Source organism: Fusobacterium perfoetens, assembly GCF_021531475.1.
Lineage (GTDB): Bacteria > Fusobacteriota > Fusobacteriia > Fusobacteriales > Fusobacteriaceae > Fusobacterium_B.
In genome coordinates, this window is sequence record NZ_JADYTX010000008.1 from 39473 (window position 1) to 56999 (window position 17527).

General features: G+C 28.4%; 14 protein-coding genes. 8 read left to right on the forward strand and 6 right to left on the reverse strand.

Annotated features, from left to right (window positions below; translation table 11 throughout):
* Nucleotides 1–16: 16 nt before the first annotated feature.
* Nucleotides 17–931, reverse strand: a complete 915-nt coding sequence (locus tag I6E15_RS03225) for an ROK family protein (protein ID WP_268827917.1) — start codon at nt 929–931, stop codon at nt 17–19.
* A gap of 413 nt (nt 932–1344) precedes the next feature.
* Between I6E15_RS03225 and I6E15_RS03230 the strand changes: the two genes are divergently transcribed.
* Both I6E15_RS03230 and I6E15_RS03235 read left to right on the forward strand, forming a co-directional pair.
* A complete protein-coding gene (locus I6E15_RS03230) occupies nt 1345–2880 on the forward strand; it encodes a sodium:solute symporter (protein ID WP_177160243.1) in 1536 nt (511 codons plus the stop codon).
* A 142-nt stretch (nt 2881–3022) separates the two neighbouring features.
* Nucleotides 3023–3988 carry a P1 family peptidase gene (locus tag I6E15_RS03235; protein ID WP_235244210.1) on the forward strand — a complete coding sequence of 322 codons (966 nt, stop codon included), beginning with the start codon at nt 3023–3025 and terminating at the stop codon, nt 3986–3988.
* Nucleotides 3989–4025: 37 nt separating this feature from the next.
* Here the strand turns inward: I6E15_RS03235 and I6E15_RS03240 are convergent, their stop codons facing one another.
* Nucleotides 4026–5393: an MATE family efflux transporter gene (locus tag I6E15_RS03240; RefSeq protein ID WP_235244211.1), complete on the reverse strand. Its 1368-nt coding sequence runs from the start codon at nt 5391–5393 to the stop codon at nt 4026–4028.
* Between the two features lie 228 nt (nt 5394–5621).
* Here I6E15_RS03240 and I6E15_RS03245 point away from each other — a divergent pair, with 228 nt between their 5' ends.
* The 4 genes from I6E15_RS03245 to aroF are packed head-to-tail and all read left to right on the forward strand — an operon-like array spanning nt 5622 to nt 11753.
* Nucleotides 5622–6539: an AEC family transporter gene (locus I6E15_RS03245; RefSeq protein ID WP_235244212.1), complete on the forward strand. Its 918-nt coding sequence runs from the start codon at nt 5622–5624 to the stop codon at nt 6537–6539.
* A 12-nt stretch (nt 6540–6551) separates the two neighbouring features.
* Complete coding sequence (locus I6E15_RS03250; RefSeq protein ID WP_235244213.1) at nt 6552–7880, forward strand: Na+/H+ antiporter NhaC family protein; 1329 nt, start codon at nt 6552–6554, stop codon at nt 7878–7880.
* Between the two features lie 19 nt (nt 7881–7899).
* Nucleotides 7900–10674, forward strand: coding sequence for an ATP-dependent DNA helicase (locus tag I6E15_RS03255; protein ID WP_235244214.1), 2775 nt, complete (start codon nt 7900–7902; stop codon nt 10672–10674).
* 56 nt (nt 10675–10730) lie between these two features.
* On the forward strand, nt 10731–11753 hold the full coding sequence (gene aroF / locus I6E15_RS03260) for a 3-deoxy-7-phosphoheptulonate synthase (RefSeq protein ID WP_235244216.1): 1023 nt from the start codon (nt 10731–10733) through the stop codon (nt 11751–11753).
* A 45-nt stretch (nt 11754–11798) separates the two neighbouring features.
* On the opposite strand, the gene I6E15_RS03265 is transcribed toward aroF, so the two are convergent.
* Nucleotides 11799–12332, reverse strand: a complete 534-nt coding sequence (locus I6E15_RS03265) for a helix-turn-helix domain-containing protein (RefSeq protein ID WP_177160249.1) — start codon at nt 12330–12332, stop codon at nt 11799–11801.
* Nucleotides 12333–12691: 359 nt separating this feature from the next.
* Between I6E15_RS03265 and I6E15_RS03270 the strand changes: the two genes are divergently transcribed.
* Together I6E15_RS03270 and I6E15_RS03275 are read left to right on the forward strand one after the other, a co-directional pair.
* Nucleotides 12692–13711 carry a PTS sugar transporter subunit IIC gene (locus tag I6E15_RS03270; RefSeq protein ID WP_177160250.1) on the forward strand — a complete coding sequence of 340 codons (1020 nt, stop codon included), beginning with the start codon at nt 12692–12694 and terminating at the stop codon, nt 13709–13711.
* On the forward strand, nt 13711–14919 hold the full coding sequence (locus tag I6E15_RS03275) for an L-serine ammonia-lyase, iron-sulfur-dependent, subunit alpha (protein WP_235244218.1): 1209 nt from the start codon (nt 13711–13713) through the stop codon (nt 14917–14919). The genes I6E15_RS03270 and I6E15_RS03275 overlap by 1 nt, the downstream gene beginning before the upstream one ends.
* 53 nt (nt 14920–14972) lie before the next feature.
* Here the strand turns inward: I6E15_RS03275 and I6E15_RS03280 are convergent, their stop codons facing one another.
* Genes I6E15_RS03280 through I6E15_RS03290 form a run of 3 tightly spaced genes read right to left on the reverse strand, consistent with a single transcriptional unit; the run spans nt 14973 to nt 17368 of the window.
* Nucleotides 14973–15374: a hypothetical protein gene (locus I6E15_RS03280; RefSeq protein WP_235244221.1), complete on the reverse strand. Its 402-nt coding sequence runs from the start codon at nt 15372–15374 to the stop codon at nt 14973–14975.
* Nucleotides 15371–16705 carry a sensor histidine kinase gene (locus tag I6E15_RS03285; RefSeq protein WP_177161486.1) on the reverse strand — a complete coding sequence of 445 codons (1335 nt, stop codon included), beginning with the start codon at nt 16703–16705 and terminating at the stop codon, nt 15371–15373. Before I6E15_RS03285 ends, I6E15_RS03280 begins: the two co-directional genes overlap by 4 nt.
* A gap of 3 nt (nt 16706–16708) precedes the next feature.
* Complete coding sequence (locus I6E15_RS03290) at nt 16709–17368, reverse strand: response regulator transcription factor (protein ID WP_177161485.1); 660 nt, start codon at nt 17366–17368, stop codon at nt 16709–16711.
* Nucleotides 17369–17527: the final 159 nt, after the last annotated feature.

Below are 17527 nucleotides of genomic sequence, written 5' to 3' on the forward strand. Positions count from 1 at the left end.
AAAACTATCTTAGATTTTAATTAAAATGTTTTATTTTTTTTAATAATAAATATTCAGCCCCAAGCATACCTGCATTATTTCCAAGTTCAGCAAATTTTATTTGAAGATTTTTCTTGTAATTTATTCCAACTTTTGATTCAAAGCTTTCTTTTATCTTATCTAAAAGATAGTCACCTTGTTTTGTAACTCCTCCACCAATAACAACAAGAGGTGGATTGAAAATATATGTAATAGTGCTAAGTCCATCAGTGAAATAATCTACCCACTCTTTTATAATATTTACAAAAACTTCCTCTCCAGCTTTCTCTCTATCAAAAATTTCTTTTCCATTAAGAGTTTCTCCAGTTCTTTCTTTTGCCATATTTACAAGAGCAGTAGCAGAGGCATATCTTTCATAACAACCTTTTTTACCACAAAGACATTCTTTACCATTTTTTTCTATTTGTATATGTCCAAATTCTCCAGCTACACAAGTATCTCCTCTAAAGATATCTCCATTAAGGACGACTCCTCCACCAATACCAGTTCCTATAGTAACACAAACAAAATTATCTTGTCCTTTTCCAGCTCCTAGCCATTTTTCTCCAAGAGCAGCACAATTTACATCATTTTCTAAAACTGCAGGAATATTAAATTTATTTTCAAGTTTTTCTACAAGGTTTGTTCCTATCCAACCAGGAATTATTGGATTTCCTCCTATAACTTTACCAATACTTCCATCTATTTGACCTGTACCAGAAACAGCAATTCCTAAAATTTCATTATCTTTAGAAAAATTATCTACAATGTTACATAATTTCTCAAATAAAATATCTATTCCTTTAGAAGCTTCTGTATCAACTTCTCCACTTTCAAGAATTTTTCCCTCTAAAGTTAGAAGCCCAAACTTAATCATTGTTCCACCAATATCAATTCCAACTACTTTTTTCAATTTATTCTCCTTTATAAAATTATAACTGTAATAAAAAATTATATGCAAAAAATTGTTCTCGTGTACATAAATAATATAACTTTTTACATAATTTTGTCAATACCTAAAATTTTTTTATAAAAAATAATCTTATGAAATCATATAAGTATAATTTAAATATATTATTATTGTATACAAAAAAAGCATAGATAAAAATATTTTTTTAAAAAATTCCCAAATTTTTTATAGTGTTATGAACGCGTTATTATTAGGGATAGCAAGTATTTTTTAAACTGTTATTCCTAAAAAAGTACAAGTGTTTAGAAAAAAAATATTGACAAAATCTGAAAAATAAATTATGATACAGAAAAAATAATGTTCTCGAGAACAGAAAAACACAAAATATTTTTTAGATTTTTAGGAGGTTTAATTTAATGAATTGGCATTGGGTCAACTGGGCTGTTATTGTACTTTATTTCTTTGGAATGTTTATGGTTGGAGTTTATTTCTCAAAAAGAACTACTTCAACAGAAGATTATTTTAAAGCTGGTGGAAGAGTTCCATCTTGGGTAACAGCTTGTAGTATATATGCAACAGCACTTTCTTCAATTTCTTTTATAGCTATACCAGCATCTGTATTTAGTAAAGGTTGGTTACTTGGAATGGCACCTTTAGGAATTATTCCTATCGTTTGGGTAGCTGCTGTTATATTTGTTCCTTTCTTCAGAAGAGTTAATGTAACTACTGCTTATGAGTATTTAGGAAAAAGATTTGATAACAAATTTAGATTAATAGGAAGTTTAGCATTTATTTTATTCCACGTTGTTAGAATGGCGATAGTATTATATCTTCCAACTCTTGCTTTACAACAAGCTTTACCATCACTTAATCCTGTTATCTTAACAGTTGGAGTAGCAGTATTCTGTGTTGCTTATACATCAATGGGTGGAATTGAAGCTGTTTTATGGTCTGACGCAATTCAAACTATAGTTTTATTATTTGGAGCTATGTTAATTATAATAGTTGGATTTACTTCTGCACCAGAAGGAATTGGACAAGGATTCCAAGCTTTACATGATGGAGGATTAGTATTAAACTCTGACTTCTTATCACTTGATTTTGCAAAAATCAGTTTATGGACAATGTTAATAGGAGGATTTGTAAACTCAATCTACTCTTATGTAGGAAGCCAAGATATCGTTCAAAGATACAATACAACTAAAAATGAAACTGAAGCTAAGAAAAGTTTATTTATGAATATTCCACTATTATTAACAAGTATATTTATCTTTGTTGGAATGGGTTCAGCTCTATATATTTTCTTCAAATATAATTCAAAATTACCTGAAGGAATCAACGGAAACGCAATATTACCATATTTCGTAATTAAATATATACCAACTGGGGTTTCTGGATTAGTTCTTGCTGCTATATTTGCTGCTGCACAATCAACAGTTTCTTCATCTTTAAACTCTGTATCAACTTGTATGACAGCAGACGTTTTAGAACATTTAAGACCAGATATGACAGACGCTCAAAAATTAACTTTTGCTAAAGGTGTAAGCTGGGTAGTTGGAATCACAAGTACAATACTTGCAGTACATTTCTTATACGCAGGTCAGGGAGATATGTTCTTATACTTCCAAGCTATAACAGGACTTTTAGGAGGACCAATAGCAGGAGTATTCTTAGTAGGAATCTTCTTTGATAAAGTTAATACAAAAGCTGTTTGGGTTGGATTTATAGCATCTATATTAATCGCTCTTTATTTAACTAACCCAATGGGAATGGCCGCTGCAGTAATTCCTAATTATGTAAGACCTCAAGTATTTGAGTTTATGATATCTGTTTTAATAATCGGAGGAAGCGTAGTATTCTCTCTACTAGCATCTTTAGTAACTGGAAAAGAAGATCCAGCTAAAGTAAAAGGTCTAACTTACTCAACAGTAAAAGATATGGAAGCTAGATAATAAATATATTAACAACAGTTTTAGTAAAATGTCGGAAGGATTTAATTCTTTTCGGCATTTTTTATTTTGTAAAAATTAATGGCAAAAAATATAAATAAGGGCTATAATAGAAAAAAGTCACAAAATGATTAGGAGAGATTAGATGAAAGAGATAAAAATAACTGATATAGAAGGAATAAAAATAGGAAATTCTGAAAATAAAATAACTGGGACAGGTTGTACTGTTATAATTTGTGAAAAAGGTGGAGTAGCTGGAGTAGATGTAAGAGGAGGAGGTCCAGCATCTCATGAGACAGAACTTTTAAATCCAATAAATACAGTTGATAGAGTTCATGGAATATGTTTATCTGGAGGAAGTGCTTTTGGGCTTGAAGCAACAGCTGGGGTAATGAAATATCTTGAAGAAAAAGAAATAGGATTTAAAGTAGGAGACATAACTGTACCAATAGTTTGTGGAGCATCACTTTTTGATTTAGCTGTGGGAGATTCAAAAATCCGTCCTGATAAAGAGATGGGATACTTGGCATCACAAAATAGTGAAAAAAATATTGTATGTGAGGGAAATTTTGGAGCAGGAACAGGAGCATCTGTTGGAAAATACAGAGGAATGGAAAGAGCTATGAAATCAGGTTTGGGAACATATGCAGTCCAAGTTGGAGATTTAAAAGTTGGAGCAATAGTGGCTGTCAATGCTGTTGGAGATGTAATAGATATAGAAAATAATAAACCTCTTGCAGGAATTTTAAATGAGGAAAAAACTAAAATATTAAGTACAAGAGAGGAAATTTGGGAAGATTTTGAAAAAATTGGTGGAAAATTTACAGGAAATACAACAATAGCTTGCCTTGTAACAAATGGAAATTTTACAAAAGCTCAAGCTACTAAGATAGCAGGAATGACACATAATGGATTTGCAAGAGCAATATGTCCAGTTCATACATCTTTAGATGGAGATACAATTTTTGTATTGGTAACAGGAGAAGTTGAAACTAATGTAGATACTGTTGGAACTTTAGGAGCCTATGTAATGGCAAAAGCTATCAATAGAGCAGTGAGAGAAACAGAGGGAGCTTATGGGCTTATTTCTTTAAAAGATTTAGAAAAATAAATTTTATAATTAAAGTAAGGGGTGAAAAAAATCACCCCTAATTTTTTATATTTTTATCTAAAATTTTTCTGAAAACAAATAAGAAAATAAATATAGTTGCACAAGCAGAGAGAACATCAGAGATAAGCTCTGCATAAAATACTCCCATTACCCCAATATATTTTGGTAAGATTATTGCAAGAGGGATAAGAAGTAATATTTTTCTAAATAGAGCAAGAAAAATAGAAGTTTTTGCAAGTCCAATTCCTAAAAATACAGGTTGTCCACTTGATTGAACTCCAAAGATTAACATTCCTCCAATAAATATAGGAAGCGTTTTATCTAAAAGATTAAGTAAAGCCATATCCTGTGTAAATATAGATGAAACTAAAATTGGGAACTTCATAATAAATAGAGTAACTAAAAATAAAATAGATGTAGAGTATCCAACAATTATTTTTGTAGCTTTTAAAACTCTAGGTTTATTTTTTGCTCCATAGTTGTAACTGATAATTGGTTGAGAGCCATATGTAAATCCTCTTATTGGAATAGAGATAAGTTGCATGATACTTTGGCTGATTGCCATAGCTCCAACATACAGATCTCCTCCATAAATTTGTAAATTTTTATTTAGAGTAACTCCGAGCATACTTTCTGTTATTTGCATAGTGAAAGATGAAGTTCCAAGAAATAGAATACTTTTTATTATTTTTTTATCAGGAATTAAATTTTTTAATCTTATTTTCAAAAAAGATTTGTTTGAGGTTAAAAAATAAACTATCCAACAAGCACTTATAGCTTGAGAAATAACTGTAGCAATAGCAGCTCCCTTAATTCCCATAAAAAATTTGAAAATAAAAACATAATCAAGAATAATATTTAAAATAGCTCCAATCAAAATAGAAAGCATTGCCTCTTTTGCAAAACCTTGTCCAGAAATAAAAGGATTAAGTCCAAGAGCTAAAAGAACAAACACTGTACCAAAAAGATAAATATTAAGATAATCTAAAGAGTAAGGCATAATAGTTTCACTTGCTCCAAAGTTTAATAAAAGTTTTTCTCGAAAAATATATATTATAACAGGAATAGTGAATGAGAAAAAAAGAGTTAGAAAAACACTATTACCAAGTATTTTTTCAGCCTTTTTAAAATCTTTTCTTCCAAGCTCAATAGATGATAAAGGAGCTCCTGCATAACCAGAAAAAGCACTAAAAGATGAAATTCCCACAATCAATGGAAAAGTAACTCCAATTCCAGTAAGTGCTAAAGTTCCAATATTTTCTAAATGTCCAAGAAAAATTCTATCTATAATATTATAAAGTACATTTACGATTTGAGCTATAATAGCTGGTGTAGAAAGTTTAACAATGAGTCTTCCTATTGGTTCTTTTCTTAATTTTTCATTTAATTTTTGTTTATCGTCCATAAAATCACAACCTTATAAAATCAGAAGAAAAGCTCTCAAAATTCTGAGAGCTTTAATAAACTAAAATATTTTTCATTGGTATTTTAACATTTTTTTTATAAAAAGTCAAAAAGATGGAACGAAACAAAATAAAAGTTTTTAAAATTTTATTAGAATAAACTTTTAATTGTTTTAATTCTTTTATTGTAGTAAAATATTATTGAAATATTATTTTAAAGGGGAAAGATTATGGGATTTCAAAAAGTTATGACTTTGCAAGGAATGTTGTTTTTACTTATAATGATGGGAGTTTTTGCAAAAAGAAAAAAGATACTGCCAGATAATGCCAACGGAGTTTTGACAGATTTTTTAATAAATATAATTTTGCCGTGCAATATTATAAACTCTTTTAGAGCAGAACTTCAGATAGATGTATTGATAAATTTTATAAAAATATTTTTATTGGCTTTTGGGATACAATTTTTTGCAATAGGTCTAAATTTTTTCTTATATAAAAATCAACCTGTGGAAAGGCAAAAAGTTTTAAGATATGCAACTGTAATCTCTAATGCTGGTTTTATGGGAATGGCAGTTGTAGAGGGAGTTTTTGGAATGGAAGGGGCAATGTATGCCTCAATCTCTTTAATTTCTCAAAGAGCTTTGCTGTGGTCAGCGGGACTTGCTTATTTTACAAAGGCTGATACTAAAAAAGAGTTGTTAAAAAAAATTCTCACTCACCCTTGTTTAGTAAGTGTTTATATAGGGCTTATTATTATGATTTTCCAAATCCCTCTTCCAGAATTTTTAGGAAGAACAATAAGAAGTGTGGGAAATACTACAACTCCTGTTTCAATGATTTTAATAGGATTAATTCTTGGAGAGATAAAAGAGCTTAAAAATTTCCTAACAAAAACAGTTATGTTTTATACTACAATGAGACTTTTAATTCTTCCATTGATAGTATTTTTAGTGGGAAGTTTCTTTGGATTTGATAAAATTTTAATTGGGGTGCAAGTTTTAATAACAGGAATGCCAGCAGCAAGTACAACAGCTATACTTGCTGGAAAATATAATGGAGATGTTGAGTTTGCCACAAAATGTATCTTAGTTAGCTCGGCACTTTCTATGGTTTCTATACCGATTTGGTGTTTATTCTTAAAAATTTAGTGGGGAAAAATTATGAAGAAATCAATATTTTTAATGTTAGTTTTAGTTGTAATAATCTATGTGGCAAATACAAAATTTTTATTGGGAGCTGGAGTTTTAGGAGTTTATGCTATCTCTTTTTTGATTGCTTTATCTCGGAAAAAAACTTTTGGAGAGCTTTTAGAAACTTCAATAAAATATAGTCAAAAATCTAAAATAGTTATATTTGTATTTGTTTTTGTGGGAGCTTTGACTTCAAGTTGGATAGCCTCTGGGACAATTCCCGGGATAATATATTATGGAATAAAATTTATAAATCCAAAAATATTTATTTTGTTTTCTTTTTTAATAAGTAGTCTTGTGGCATTTTTCTTAGGAAGTTCATTTGGCTCTGCTAGTACAATCGGAGTATCATTGATGGCAATAGCAAGAAGTGGAAATATTGATTTGGATATTGTAGGAGCAAGTATAATCTGTGGAATATATTTTGGTGATAGATGGTCCCCTCTTTCTTCAAGTGCTAATTTAGTGGCAAGTCTTACAGAAGTTGATATTTATTCAAATCTAAAAAATATGATAAAGTCAATGATAGTTCCATATCTTTTGACAGCTGTATTTTATTTTTTCTTGTCAAAAAATTATATTTTAAATACAAGTGAAAGTAATCTTACAAATCTTATTTTAGAAAATTATAATTTAGATATAAGATTTATATTTATACCTGTTATCTCTATAATTATTTTTTCAATTTTTAGGATAAATATAAAAATATCTATGGGAGTTAGTATTTTTATTGCATCAGTGGTCGCTATATTTGTTCAACAGGAAAAATTTATAGATATTATTAATTATTTGATTAAAGGATTTTATAAATTCGATGGAACTGCTCTTGAAAAAATTATAAAAGGTGGTGGAGTAGCCTCAATGCTTAATGCCACATCATTGGTTTTTATCTCCTGTGCTTTAGTTGGGATTTTTGAAGAATTAAATATTTTAAATTTCATAAAACAAAAAATAATAGATGTAAAAACAAGAGCAGAACTTTTTAGAAATACAGTAATCGTAAGTATTGTGGCTGGAATGGTAGGAGCAAATCAAACAATCGCTGTTGTAATGACAGAACAGATTATAGAAAATATCTATGATGAGAAAAAAATAAAAAGAATAGATTTGGCAAAGGATATAGAAAATAGTGCTATAGTTTTACCGAGTATCACCCCTTGGAATATAGCTTGTTATATTCCTTGTACAATGTTTGGAATAACAGGTGTAAAATTTATTCCTTATGCTACATATATTTGGCTTATTCCACTTTGTACATACATATATTATAGATTTTTCTTAAAAGAAAAAAATATTTAAAAGTTTGGAGGGACTTTGTATGGAAAATTTAAACGAAAGACAATTAGAGGCAGTAAAACAGATAGACGGACCTCTTTTAATCCTTGCAGGTCCCGGTTCTGGAAAAACAAAAACTATAATAGAAAGAACAGCATATATTCTAAATCAAAAGGGAGTTTTGCCAGAAAATATTTTTCTTTCTACTTTTACAGAAAAAGCTTCTAATGAGCTTATAAGTAGAATTTCTAAAAAAATAAAAAATAGTCTTGATATTAGTCAGATGTATATTGGGACAATTCACTCTCTTTGTCATAGAATAATAGACGAGAATTTAGAATATTCTTTTTTGGAGAAAAATTATAGAATTTTTGATGATTTGGAGCAAAGATTTTTTATCTATTCAAAGCTAAAACATTTTGAAAAAATAGATGGTTATAAAGATTTTATGATGAAAATGGAAGGCGGAAATAGTTGGCAAAAAGCTGGACGTTTACAAAAATGGATAGATAGAATAAATGAGGAAAAAATCTCTAATACAAAAATTTTTGAAACAGATAATATAGATATACTTTTTTTGAAAGAATTAAATAAAAAATATTTAGAGCTTTTGTATGAAGAAAACGGTGTGGATTTTTCAAATCTTCAGCTTGAATGTTATAATATCTTAGCCACTAACAAAAATATTTTAAAAAAATACCAAGAAAAAATAAAATATATAATGATAGATGAGTATCAAGATACAAACTCTATCCAAGAAAAGATTTTTTTCTTACTAGCAGGAGATAGAAAAAATATCTGTGTAGTGGGAGATGACGACCAAGGACTTTATCGTTTTAGGGGAGCCACTGTAAAAAATATTTTAGATTTTCAGAAAAATTTTTCTGAAGGACAGTGTAAAAAAATAGAATTAAATATAAATTACCGCTCCAATGAAGATATAGTTAGGTTTTGTAATGATTGGCTAAAAACTATTGAATGGAATGGTTGGCGTTATGATAAAAATATGATTTCTGGTAGAGTTGATGATAATAATTCATTGGGAGTTGTAAAAATATCCTATCAAGGGTCTGATAAAAAATGGCAGGAGAAAATCTATAGATTTTTATCATATCTAAAAAGTACTCAAAAAATAAAGGATTTTAATCAAATCGCTTTTTTATTTAAAAGTTTAAAAGATAAGAAAGCAAAATATCTAGCAGAATATTTGGAGGAAAAAGGGATAGATATTTATTCTCCGCGTTCTGGAAAATTCTTTGAACGTGATGAAATAAGGTTTGTTCTGGGGATTTTTCTTTGTATATTTCATCAAGATAAAAATTATCAAAAATATGATTATTACAATGAGTGTTATGAGTTTGCCAAAAAAGAGATAAGGGAAGATTTAGAAATAAGAGATTATATAGTAGAAAAAAGAGAAAATATTCAAAAAATATTAGGGGGAAATGAAGAAGTAGAACTTGGAAATATGCTAACAATTTTTTATGAGCTTTTTAATTTTGAAAGTTTTAGAAAATATATAGATATTTCAGAAAATCATATTTTAAAAAATAGAAAAACATATAATCTAGGGATTTTTTCTAGTTTGCTTTTAAAATTTGATACTCTTTGTAAAGTAAAAAGATTAAATAGTAAAAATTATAAAAAAACTATAGATTATTTTTTTGAAAATCACTTTAATTTTTTACAAATGCACAATATAAACGAATATGAAAGTAAAGATATATCTCCAAGTGGAGCTGTATCATTTTTGACAATTCATCAATCAAAAGGTTTAGAGTTTCCTTTTGTGGTTATAGGCTCTTTGAACAAGGGAGTTGAAATAAAAAATACAACTGAAAGACAGTTAGAACTTGAAATTTCCCAAGAATATGAACCTAAAGATCGAAGAGAGGAGTTTGATTTCTTTAGACTTTTTTATACAGGTTTTTCAAGGGCAAAAAATCTTTTAGCACTGGCTTGTGTAGAGAATAACTATGTTCCAACACCTATTTTTAAAAAGGTATATAAAGATTTAAAAGATATAAAAAGTGAAGAGTTTAATTATAAAGATTTGAGTTTTGATGATGTGGAAGAATCAAAAGTAAAAAAAATAATTTCTTTTACTTCTCATGTGGCACTTTTTGAAAGATGCCCTATTCTTTATAAATTTTTTAGAAAATATGAATTTTCAAGAGAAAATAATTTTGGAGAGTTTGTAGGAACTTTAATTCACGAAACTTTGGAAGATATAAATAAAAAATTAAAGGATAAAAATCCTATAGACATAGAAAATATAAGAGAGATTTATAATAAAAATTATAAAAATCTTTTGAAAAAAATAGATATAATCCCTAATGAAGATTATATTGAGTATGGTTTTGAGAGTATAGTTGACTATTTTAAAAATTATAAAGAGATTTATCAAAATATAAAAGATTGTGAGATAAAAGTTTCATTTATAAGAGATGAATATATAATTGAGGGGATAGCTGACTTAGTTATTGAAAAAAATGGTGAGCTTGAGATAATAGATTTTAAGACAGGAAAATTAGGAAAAAATATAGAGGAGTATAAATCTCAACTTAGAATTTATGCAATGCTTTTAAGTGAAAAATATCAAAGAAAGATAAAAAAAGTTAAACTTTTTTATATAACAGAAAAAAGAGAGAATAAAATAATTGAGGTATCTATTAATGAAGATGAGATAGAAAATACAATTAAAAATTTTGATATTGTTGCTAAAAAAATAGTAAACAATGATTTTGAAGTAGAGTATACACCTAAAAAACTTTGCGAAAATTGTATTTTAAAAAAATATTGTGAAAAAATTTTGTGATTTTTTAGAAAAAGTTATATAATATTGTGGAGATTAAAAATAGAAAGAGGAAAAAAATGTATATTAAGTTTAAGAAAAATATTACAAATGAGGTAGTTGAAAAGGCTAAAAAAATAATCGAGAGTTGTGGGCTAGGAACTTTAGATATTTTTGATGAAGAGATAAGAAAAGTAGGGATATTAGGAAATAATAAAAAAAATCTGGTGGAGCTTTTGGAAGATGACAAAGAAGTTTCACAAGGGATAGATAAAATAATGGAGATAAGTGTTCCTTATAAATTTTCTAGTCGTGAATTTAAAAAATCAGATACAATTATAAAAATAAAAGATGTTGAGATAGGTGGAGATGATTTTATTCTTATTGCTGGACCTTGCTCTGTTGAAAATAGAGAAATGGTAATGAAAATCGCCAAAGAAGTAAAAGAAAATGGCGGAAAAATCCTAAGAGGTGGGGCTTTTAAACCAAGAACTTCTCCTTATGATTTCCAAGGTCTTGAAGAAGAGGGACTTATTTATTTGAGAGAGGCTTGTGATAAATATGGTTTACTTCTTTGTACAGAGATAATGGACGGAAAAAATATAGATAAAGTATGTAAGTACGCTGATATTTTACAAGTTGGAACAAGAAATATGCAAAACTTTTCTTTATTAAAAGATTTGGGAAAAGCCGATAAACCTATTTTTTTAAAAAGAGGTATGAGTGCTACTATAACAGAATTTTTAATGGCTGTTGAATATTTGATTGCCTATGGAAATAAAAATATAATTCTTTGTGAAAGAGGTATCAGAACTTTTGAGAGAATGACAAGAAATACAATAGATATAAATGCTATTGCTATGATAAAAGAGATTTGTCATTTTCCAATACTTATTGATGCAAGTCACGGAACAGGAATAAGAACTCTTGTTGAGCCAATAACTCTTTCAGGCATTATGGCAGGGGCTAGTGGTTGTATGATAGAAGTTCACGAAAATCCTTGTTGTGCTTTATCAGATGGTGACCAAACTTTAAATTTTGAAGATTTTTCAAAAACTTGTAAAAAAATCTTTAAAACTTATGAATTTAAAAAAAGTTTATAAAAATAAAATCCAAGTGACTGAAATTTCAGAAACTTGGATTTTTTATTATTTTTTACTAGAGAACCAGTAAACTACAGATTGACAATCTTGAGGATTTCTATATCTATGAGGAGTATTTTCTTTTATAAAAATAGAATCTCCCTCATAAAGATGGTATAGAGTTTTGTCAAGTTCTATTTCAAGCTCGCCTTTTATAACTACACCGATTTCATCATAACCATGTCCCCAAGAAAGATCATGAAAAGCTCCTTTTTCATCAATGGTGATTGCAATTCCGTTAAGGCTCTCTTTACCACTTAAAAGACGTTCAACTTTTAAAGAAGTTTTGTTGTTGTTAAATATTTCTTCCCTTTCTTTAGTACGAGTTACAGGTTTTTCTTCTTGTTCTTCACTTAAAATTTCCATTAAATTTATTCCTAAAGCTTGGCAGATTTGTTGAAGATTACTGATAGATGGACTGTTTAGATCTCTTTCTACATTGCTAAGAAATCCTAAAGAAAGTCCAGTCATATCTGACAAATCTTTTAAAGTATACTCTTTGCTTTTTCTAATATTTTTTATTTTCTCCCCCAAATTCATAGATTATTCCCTCCCGTCAAATATCTATAAAATTATATCACAAAAAAAGATTAATGTAAATTTAAGAATAACAGGTATATTTTAAAATTCATAATACTGAAAAAATATAAAAAATACTAAATTCAAAATAATGAAAAATATTTCAGAAATTATATCTTAAAAATAGTAAATATATTAAAAATAATACTAAAAAAATAAAAAATAAAATAAAAAAATTCATTTTAATAAAAAAGTTGTTGCAAGAAAATGAAATTCATGGTATACTTTTTCACGTATGTGAAAAAATAAAGTTTTGTCAATAGATAATACACTATGTTAATTTTTATTGAACAAATAGAAAAAAATAAGGAGAAAAAGAAATGGACGTAATTAAAGGAGTAGTATTATTATTTTTAGTTTTAGGAGGATTTTCATTCTTTAGTATGAAAATGCCAAAGGGAATGAAAGCAATGGGAGCTTTAGCAGGAGCAGCGACAGCTAGTTTTTTAGTTGAGGCTTTTCAATTATATGTTGGTGGAGATCTTTTTGGGATACCATTTTTAGGAGAAGTTGGAAAAGCAGCTGGAGGTTTAGGAGGAACTGCCGCAGCGATTCTTGTACCAATAGCTTTAGGAGTTAATCCAACTTATGCAGTTTTAATTGGAGTTTCTGTTTCAGGATTTGGAATATTACCAGGATTTTTAGCAGGATATATTTTATCTTTCTTAATTCCAAAATTAGAAGAGAAAATACCTCAAGGTTTAGATTTAATAGTTGTAATTTGTTTTATCGCACCACTTGCAAGACTTATAGCATCAATATCAAACCCAATAGTTAACTCTACTCTTTTAAATATAGGAAGAATTTTAGAAAGTGCATCTCACTCAAGTCCTATTTTAATGGGAATTATTTTAGGAGGAGTAATCACAGTTGTAGCAACAGCACCTTTATCATCAATGGCTCTTACAGCTATGATGGGATTAACTGGAGTGCCTATGGCAATAGGAGCTTTATCTGTAATGGGATCATCTTTTATGAATGGAGTTTTCTTCCACAGAATGGGATTTGGAGATAGAAAAACAACAATAGCAGTTGCGATTGAGCCATTAACACAAGCGGATATAATTTCAGCAAACCCAATTCCAGTTTATATAACTAACTTTATCGGTGGAGCTTTAGCAGGAGTTGTAGTATCTTTATTTGGTCTTGTAAATAATGCAACAGGAACAGCTACACCAATAGCAGGTTTAATGGTAATGTACGGTTTCAATGATGCAATCACAGTTACAAAAGTTGCTTTAATGTGTGCTGGGTCAGGAATTTTAGCAGGATTTTTAGGTTCAGTAATATTTAAAAATTATAAAATAAAAACTGTAAATGAGATAAGAGGTGTTAACTAATGGATAGTTTAAGAGAATTATTTAAAATTGGTTGTGGACCATCAAGTTCTCACACAATGGGACCAGAGAGAGCAGCTAAAAAATTTAAAAGTGAAACACCTGAGGCATTTTCTTATAAAGTTGAACTTTATGGAAGTTTGGCAGCTACTGGAAAAGGACATTTAACAGACTGGATAATAGAAGAAACTTTAAAACCAAAATATACAGAGATAGTTTGGATGCCTGAATTTGTTCATGAATATCATACTAATGGAATGAAATTTATGGCTCTTGATGAGAATGAAAATGTTATAAAAGATTGGTTAGTTTTCTCTGTTGGTGGAGGAACTATAAAAGAATTAACAGACAAAAGAAGTGGAGCTGGAGAATGTTATAACCTAAAAAAAATGGACGACATTATGGCTTGGTGTAAAGAAAATAATAAAGAGCTTTGGGAATATGTTGAGTTTTGTGAAGGAAAAGAGATTTGGGATTATTTAAAAACAATTCTTGATGCAATGAATCAAGCTGTTGATAGAGGAATAAAAAAAGATGGAGTTCTTCCTGGAAAATTAAGATACCCAAGAAGAGCAAAAGAGATTTATGATAAAATCGACAAAAGAAGAAATTATTTAGTTTTAACTAAAAAAATATTTGCTTATGCACTAGCAGTTTCTGAAGAAAATAGTAGTGCAGGAACAATAGTTACAGCTCCAACTTGTGGTTCAGCAGGAGTAATTCCAGGACTTTTAAGAGCTTTAATTGAAGAGTGGGAGTTAGATGAAACAACATCTTTAAGAGCTTTAGCAATAGCTGGACTTATAGGAAATCTTATAAAAGAAAATGCAACAATCTCTGGAGCAGAGGGAGGTTGTCAAGCTGAGATTGGTTCTGCTTGTTCGATGGCAGCTGGAATGGCAGTTTATATTTTAGGTGGAACAACAGAGCAAATCGAATACGCAGCTGAAATGGGAATGGAACATCATCTTGGAATGACTTGTGACCCTGTTGGAGGGTATGTTCAAATCCCTTGTATAGAAAGAAATGCTATTGTGGCAGTAAGATCTTTAAATACAGCTGATTATGCACTTTCAACAGATGGAGCTCATACAATAAGTTTTGACCAAGTAGTTGTAACAATGAAAGAAACTGGTTGTGATATGTGTTCTTCTTATAAAGAAACATCTACTGGTGGGCTTGCAAAATACTATGATAAATTTTTAAAATAATATAGAAATAAAAAATCCAAGTTACTAAGCTTAGTTTCTTGGATTTTTATTTATTATATTAAATTTAGATAATCAAACATAGTTTCATCGTTATAAAAATATGGAATTTCAGTTCCAAGGATATTTTCTATCTCTTGAAGTCTATAAAACCTTATAAATTCCATCTCATCTTTTAAAAGACCAATCTCTTCCATAAGAGTTTTATATTTATTTTCATTATTTTCTTTTAAAGCTATGTTTGAGAGAGAACGAAGTTCAATAAAACGATTTCTAAAATTAATCTCATCATTTAATATATTTTTTTTAACATTGATAAGAGCTTTTATTTTATCTTGTGGAAGTTCAGATAAAATTTTTTTAGTTTTGTAAACATCTACCTCTTTTTGAGAAGCGACTTCTTCAGCTAAAGAGATAGTTGAAAAAGCTATTAAAAAACTAAATATTAAATTTTTCATTTATCTCCTCCTTTAAGCCAAAAAATAATATACTCTTTCTCTTTATAAGTACCAAAAACAAATTTTTGTTTTTCAAGTAGATCTTTTACAATAGCAAGCCCTAAACCTGTTCCATTTTTTCTTTCACGAGCTGTATCAGCTCTATAAAATGGAATCCATAAATTTTTTAAATTTTCTTCTGGGATAGAAGAACGATTTTTTATAGCAAAATAGTTATCACTAGTAGTGATTTCAATATTATCATCTTCTGAATATTTACAAGCATTATCCAAAAAGTTTTTTATTATCATAGAAAATTGATCCACATCACCAAAGAAACGATGTCCTTTAAAAATTAATCTAAACTTTTTCTCCGGATAGATTTTGTTTAATCTTTTTATTTCGCTTTTTATAATTTCACGAATATCAAAGTTAACTAAATTAAATTCTAAAAAATTTCTCTCAGAACGTGATAAAAACAATAAGGAATTAACAAAATCATTCATATTTGCCGTTTCTTCCAAAATAGTATCAAGATAAAAATTACGAGATTCTTCATCATCAGCAATTCCCTCTTTTAATCCCTCTGCATAATTGTTAATTATCGCAATAGGAGTTTTTAGCTCATGACTTATATTTGAGATAAACTCTTTTCTCATTTTGTCGTTTTCTTTTTCAAGCTCAATATCTTTTTTTAAAATATCGAAGTTTCTTTTTAGATTCATCTCCATTATATTAAGATTTCTACCAAGCTCACCAATCTCATCGTTTGATGAAAAATTAAATTTTTCAGAGAAATCCATATCAGCAACTTTTTTAGCTGTATTTCCCATTGAAATAATTGGCTCACTTAATATTCTAGATAATATTAGCGATAAAAGATACCCAAAAGCTAGAGCTATCAAAATAATTCTTATATAGATTCTATTTATTGCCTCAACAGGTTCAATAACAGAAGTAAGAGAGGCAACCATAACTAAAAGAAGTTCTTTATCATATTTTGTAACAAGAAGAAGTTTTCTATCTGGAGAATACTCTTCGTTGGTAATTTTATAAATAACACTTTTTTTTGTTAAAATATCATTGATTTCTGTTTTGTTAAGAGGGAAGTTTGATTCATCTAAAAATTCATGTTTTGTAAGAAATATTTTTATATTATTTTCTTCCTCTACCTTAGCAAAATCAATATAGATATTTGGATTTTTTAATTTTTCTGCCACAGTTAAAAGATTTTTTTTCTTAACACTAAGATAGTATTTTTCAAAAGTAAAATGGTTAAATCCTAAAATTCCTATTAGAATAACTGTTATAACTGAAGAAACTAATAAAAGAATTTTATTTTTGATTTTCATTAATTATTCCTCCTCAATTTTATAACCAGCTCCTCTAACAGTAACAATGTACTTACTATTTAATTTTTTTCTAAGTCTTTTTATTTGAGAATCAACAGCTCTTAAATCTCCTTCGTAGTCGTATCCCCAAAGAGATGTTATAATTTTATCTCTAGATAAAACTTGACCTCTATTTTTAATAAGTAGCATAAGAAGCTCAAACTCTTTTGATGATAGATCAAGAGTTTCATCGTTCATTGTAACTTCCATACTTCCTTGATTTATTTTTAGCTCTCCAAACTCAATAGTTTCAAGACCATTTTTATTTCTTAAAAAAGCTTTTATTTTAGCAACTAATATTTTTAAACTTACAGGCTTTATAATATATTCGTCGACATTTAGATCATATCCCTTTAAAATATCCTCTTCATTTGCACGAGCAGTGAGCATAATAACAGGGATAGTTTTATCAAATTCTCTTATTTCTTTAAGAACTTCAAATCCATCTAATTTTGGCAACATAACATCTAAAACTATTAGATTTGGTTTTTCAGAGAAAAACAGATCACAAGCTTCTTCTCCATCACTTGCCTCAATAACTTTATAATTTTCTTTTAGAAGAAAATCTTTCATAATTCTTCTTAATTTGTATTCATCTTCAACTATTAAAATTTTATTTTCCATAAATTTGCTCCTTCAAAAAAACTAGTTTCTACCTATATTGTAACAAAAAAAATAGAAGAAATCTATTATCTCCTATTCTTATTTTAAAACTTTTATAAATAATTTTTTTGAAAAATTTGAAAATAAAAAAATAAAGAGAAAAGACAACAAAAATAATAT

Bases quoted from the DNA above. Each gene is read 5' to 3' on its own strand.
- I6E15_RS03250 (WP_235244213.1), top strand. From the start codon at position 6,552: ATGAAGAAATCAATATTTTTAATGTTAGTTTTAGTTGTAATAATCTAT.
- I6E15_RS03285 (WP_177161486.1), bottom strand. From the start codon at position 16,705: ATGAAAATCAAAAATAAAATTCTTTTATTAGTTTCTTCAGTTATAACA.
- I6E15_RS03265 (WP_177160249.1), bottom strand. From the start codon at position 12,332: ATGAATTTGGGGGAGAAAATAAAAAATATTAGAAAAAGCAAAGAGTAT.
- I6E15_RS03240 (WP_235244211.1), bottom strand. From the start codon at position 5,393: ATGGACGATAAACAAAAATTAAATGAAAAATTAAGAAAAGAACCAATA.
- I6E15_RS03235 (WP_235244210.1), top strand. From the start codon at position 3,023: ATGAAAGAGATAAAAATAACTGATATAGAAGGAATAAAAATAGGAAAT.
- I6E15_RS03275 (WP_235244218.1), top strand. From the start codon at position 13,711: ATGGATAGTTTAAGAGAATTATTTAAAATTGGTTGTGGACCATCAAGT.
- aroF (WP_235244216.1), top strand. From the start codon at position 10,731: ATGTATATTAAGTTTAAGAAAAATATTACAAATGAGGTAGTTGAAAAG.
- I6E15_RS03255 (WP_235244214.1), top strand. From the start codon at position 7,900: ATGGAAAATTTAAACGAAAGACAATTAGAGGCAGTAAAACAGATAGAC.
- I6E15_RS03280 (WP_235244221.1), bottom strand. From the start codon at position 15,374: ATGAAAAATTTAATATTTAGTTTTTTAATAGCTTTTTCAACTATCTCT.
- I6E15_RS03245 (WP_235244212.1), top strand. From the start codon at position 5,622: ATGGGATTTCAAAAAGTTATGACTTTGCAAGGAATGTTGTTTTTACTT.
- I6E15_RS03270 (WP_177160250.1), top strand. From the start codon at position 12,692: ATGGACGTAATTAAAGGAGTAGTATTATTATTTTTAGTTTTAGGAGGA.
- I6E15_RS03290 (WP_177161485.1), bottom strand. From the start codon at position 17,368: ATGGAAAATAAAATTTTAATAGTTGAAGATGAATACAAATTAAGAAGA.
- I6E15_RS03230 (WP_177160243.1), top strand. From the start codon at position 1,345: ATGAATTGGCATTGGGTCAACTGGGCTGTTATTGTACTTTATTTCTTT.